Genomic DNA, 1,375 nt, shown 5'->3' with positions numbered 1-1,375 from the left:
TCCGCCTGGGGAGTACGGTCGCAAGACTGAAACTCAAAGGAATTGACGGGGACCCGCACAAGCAGTGGAGTATGTGGTTTAATTCGAAGCAACGCGAAGAACCTTACCAGGTCTTGACATCTGAATGACCGGTGCAGAGATGTACCTTTTCTTCGGAACATTCAAGACAGGTGGTGCATGGTTGTCGTCAGCTCGTGTCGTGAGATGTTGGGTTAAGTCCCGCAACGAGCGCAACCCTTATATTTAGTTGCCAGCATTTCGGATGGGCACTCTAGATAGACTGCCGGTGACAAACCGGAGGAAGGTGGGGATGACGTCAAATCATCATGCCCCTTATGACCTGGGCTACACACGTACTACAATGGCCGGTACAACGGGCTGCGAAACCGCGAGGTGGAGCCAATCCCAACAAAGCCGGTCTCAGTTCGGATTGCAGGCTGCAACTCGCCTGCATGAAGTCGGAATTGCTAGTAATCGCGGATCAGCATGCCGCGGTGAATACGTTCCCGGGTCTTGTACACACCGCCCGTCACACCACGAGAGTTTATAACACCCGAAGTCGGTGGGGTAACCGCAAGGAGCCAGCCGCCGAAGGTGGGATAGATGATTGGGGTGAAGTCGTAACAAGGTAGCCGTATCGGAAGGTGCGGCTGGATCACCTCCTTTCTATGGAGAATCGTTTCCCGCGTGGAAACATTCAAATATGCAGCTTAGCTGCAAAATTACTCACTCGTTGCTCAGTTTTGAGAGCTCAAACTCTCAAACAGCTTGCTTTTGCATGGAGCTTGTTCTTTGAAAACTAGATATCGAAACGAAAGTAAATGCGAATTAGAACATTCCTTTTTAGCTGAACTTGTGTAAACAAGTTTCAATAAAAACGGTAGTTAAATTGCTGGAGCGAGTGATCGAAATGGAGTGACTTTTGGCTTTGCGCAAGCAAAACAAGGGAAGCGACAGCTCGAACACGAGCGAATGGTTAAGCTACTAAGAGCACACGGAGGATGCCTAGGCGCTAGGAGCCGATGAAGGACGTGGCGAACAACGAAACTGCCTCGGGGAGCTGTAAGCAAGCTTTGATCCGGGGGTGTCCGAATGGGGAAACCCAGCTGGGGTAATTTCCAGTTACTCTTGTCTGAATACATAGGGCAAGTAGAGGCATACCAGGGGAACTGAAACATCTAAGTACCTTGAGGAAGAGAAAACAATAGTGATTCCGTCAGTAGCGGCGAGCGAACGCGGAGAAGCCCAAACCAGAGAGCTTGCTCTTTGGGGTTGTGGGACGTCTCACATGGAGTTACAAAGGAACCGGTTAAGCGAAGAGGTCTGGAAAGGCCCGCCAAAGAAGGTAAAAGCCCTGTAATTGAAAGTCTGTTCC

2 rRNA genes are annotated in these 1,375 nt (G+C 50.3%); both read left to right on the top strand.

From position 1 onward, the window contains the following. Positions 1 to 666, top strand: a 16S ribosomal RNA gene (locus MH215_RS28930); the annotation flags it as partial. A 308-nt stretch (positions 667 to 974) separates the two neighbouring features. Further along, positions 975 to 1,375 (top strand): 23S ribosomal RNA (locus MH215_RS28925); the annotation flags it as partial.

The organism is Paenibacillus sp. ACRSA, from assembly GCF_022346845.1.
In the GTDB taxonomy this organism is placed as follows: Bacteria; Bacillota; Bacilli; order Paenibacillales; family Paenibacillaceae; genus Paenibacillus.
The sequence above is the reverse complement of the archived record's forward strand: the minus strand, read 5'-3'. Positions and strand labels throughout refer to the sequence as shown.